At 51.6% G+C, this 3,056-nt stretch carries 2 protein-coding genes; one reads left to right on the forward strand and one right to left on the reverse strand.

Annotated elements, in window-relative coordinates; all coding sequences use genetic code 11:
- Window positions 1-645: 645 nt before the first annotated feature.
- Window positions 646-1,320, reverse strand: a complete 675-nt coding sequence (locus ACR0AM_RS21475; protein ID WP_480623983.1) for a TetR/AcrR family transcriptional regulator — start codon at window positions 1,318-1,320, stop codon at window positions 646-648.
- A gap of 150 nt (window positions 1,321-1,470) precedes the next feature.
- On the opposite strand from ACR0AM_RS21475, the gene ACR0AM_RS21480 reads away from it, so the two are divergent.
- Window positions 1,471-2,880, forward strand: coding sequence for an arylsulfatase (locus tag ACR0AM_RS21480; RefSeq protein WP_480623984.1), 1,410 nt, complete (start codon window positions 1,471-1,473; stop codon window positions 2,878-2,880).
- The last annotated feature ends 176 nt before the right edge of the window (window positions 2,881-3,056 follow it).

Consider the following 3,056-nt stretch of genomic DNA (forward strand, 5'->3'; position numbering starts at 1 on the left):
CTCATCTCCACTCTCTGATGGTTACGATGAGCCTGAAATCCTCCGCTACGCAATCAACCTAGTCTGTTCCATGGGTGCTGATGGCGGACACAGTGTAGAAGTTCTTGCGTATCCGATAATCATGCTGGTGGTATCCTTTAGGTTCTTAGACGTTGAGGCAGTTGCCTGCCAAAAGCCGAGATCGACTTCATTGCCACCATTTCCGCCACCCTCAGCATATGGACACAGAACCTTGGCCTATTGGCAGAAATCTTAACCGGAATCTAAGGGGTATGGGGTTTTAGAAGCCGACTTCAAAAATGAGGGGGATTTTTTGTTCTTATTATTGCCCCTGAAAAAACGGTTCCTTAGTGGTGCAGAATCTGAAAGGTTCGAACACCGGATATTTGATGGCTGACAGAAGTTGTCAGATGACCGTTCTGAGCCCAAAGTGCCAAATGCTGCGGAACGCATGAACTAGTAAGGTGGGCGGATTGCCGGCTTTCTCTGCGGGTGCAAGTAGGCCATGTGGTTTCACTTGAAGCCGACATTCAATTCGCGATCATTCCCGAGATAGTGCTGCACTGCCACAAGGCGGCTTCGAGCCCAAAGTGTAATTGGCAGACTTTCCGAATAGTCATTTTCAGCTCAAGAAAGCCTCGAAATCTATCCCTCGAGAATGTGTGTCATAGCCCGATGGATTTCTTCGTCCGGTGAAGCGTAGACCCCTTTGGTTTGCTTGTTCCGCCCGATGAACAGTGTCAGCCCTTCTATCGCAGCGGTGATATGAAGCGAGAATGCATCGCATTGCACATCGGACCAATCGGGCCTGCACGTCCTCACGAGCCCGGCAAAGACCCGTCGCTCCAGTTCATGTATTTGGTCCATCAATCTTTCAGCAACAGGATCGAACAAGGCGAGTGCCCAGAGTTGCGGGAAGAAAGCAATTTCAGGTCGGCGTAAGTCCTGAACCAATAATGAGACAATTCTATCAAGTGCCCGCCGTGGCGATGGCTCGCTCAGTTGCAATGTGGCGAGAATTTCTTCCGCATAGGTCGCCAGCCGATCCTGGGCAAGCGCCTCGAGAAGTTTGGATTTCGTCTTGTAGTGATACGTCAGATTGCCGACACGCATGTCGATACGGTTCGCGAGATTGCGCATCGTGAAATCATCAATCCGGGCTTCAATAAAGAGCGAAAATGCGGCGTCAAGAATGCGCCTTTTAGTACTCGCACTGCCAGGCAGATCATCTGTGGACAAAGGAACGGGGCGTTGAACGACAAGTTCGCGCAACATGACAGTTACCTCGTCGGGAACATAGTCTTCGATCTTTGTCGTCATGGTCACCTGATAGCGAGATTTTCATAAGCAAGGCAATGATTGCATTTTTTAGGACATTTGTCCTACACTTGAACAATCACACCAAACGAAAAGCCATAGGGTCCCACACTCTAGAGCACCGGCCCTGAGTACCCAGCGGAGGACTTCCAGATGATCGCAACCATCCGCATAGTTGCCTTATCACTCGTGACGACACTGCAATTTGTTGGCTTCGCCTCGGCACAGAGCGCAAAACCCAACGTTGTCATCATGATGGTTGACAATCTGGGGTGGGGCGAACTTGGAGCTTATGGCGGAGGTGCCTTGCGGGGTGCCGAAACGCCCCGGCTGGATGAATTGGCCTCGGAGGGTATGCAGCTTCTAAACTTCAATGTCGAACCTCAATGCACCCCTAGTCGCTCGGCGCTAATGACCGGGCGCCGACCAATCCGATCCGCAACAACCAAAGTCGTTTGGGGCGTTCCTTACGGGATGGTCAATTGGGAAGTGACCATGGCCGAGTTGTTCTCAGACGTTGGCTATGCCACGGGCATGTTCGGCAAATGGCATCTTGGCGATATGTCGGGGCGCTTCCCAACGGATCAAGGATTTGACGAGTGGTACGGTGTGGCAAATACGACGGATGAGTCCGAATACTCCTCCCAGTTTCAGTTTGATGCTTCAGTCAGTGGTCAACCGATGATCCAAGAAGCGAAGCGCGATGAGGCTCCCCGCGATGTCAAAGCCTACACTGTAGAAACTCGACGCACGATTGATGGTGAACTGACCGAACGCACGATTGACTTCATTCAACGATCTGTGGCGAGCGAAACTCCGTTCTTCGCCTTTGTACCCTTTACGCAGCCGCACCTTCCAACCTTGCCTCATCCCGACTTCGACGGGATCACAGGTAATGGTCATTACGCAGATGTGTTGGCGGAGATCGACTTTCGTTCAGGGCAAGTCCTCGATGCAATCAGTGAATTGGGGGTAAAAGACAATACTGTCGTGATCTGGTTGAGTGACAATGGGCCCGAGTATTTCGAACCATGGCATGGCACCGCAGGACCATGGAGGGGCGCGTACTTTACGGCCTGGGAAGGATCGCTCAGAGTTCCCTTCCTGATCCGTTGGCCCGGCAAAGTTGCAGCGGGCAACAAAAGCAACGAGGTCGTACATCTCGTGGATATGTTGCCGACATTGGGCAGCGTAGCTGGGTACAGCGTACCCCAAGACCGTATTATTGATGGTGTAGACCAGTTAGGTTTCTTCCTTGGTGAGCAGGACAATTCGAACCGCGAAGGGTTCATCATTTACAACAACGATGATGTCTATGGCTACAAGTGGCGAAATTGGAAGCTGCATTTGGTGGAACTAGAAAACATGAACAGCGAGCCACGTCCGCTCAACGTGCCTCGTGTGCACAACCTCATCACCGATCCCAAAGAGGAATATCCGATTCAGAGCGAAGCAACTTGGGTGTTGCCAGTGATCTTCGGCAAGATTGCGGAGTTCCAGCAAACTCTCGAGGAGGAGACACCTGTGCCATTTGGAGTTTTGGAGCCCTTTTCACCTGAGTAGTGAAAAGCGGATGGCAGGTTTGTCCACAGTTCTGTCGCGTATACGGTTTCAGTGTTTGCAGTTGCGGCGAAAGCGCGTTTCAAGACTGATATTGTTGAAAAACAACGTGTTGCTGGCGCAGAGAGAGGCGTACCGAACTGAGCGCGAGTGCCTTTCTTGTCAGGCTTTGCTCGTTT

The organism is Ruegeria sp. AD9 (assembly GCF_056542305.1).

Excerpts from the sequence above, each read along its gene's own strand:
- ACR0AM_RS21480 (WP_480623984.1), top strand. The coding sequence starts at position 1,471 with ATGATCGCAACCATCCGCATAGTTGCCTTATCACTCGTGACGACACTG.
- ACR0AM_RS21475 (WP_480623983.1), bottom strand. The coding sequence starts at position 1,320 with ATGACGACAAAGATCGAAGACTATGTTCCCGACGAGGTAACTGTCATG.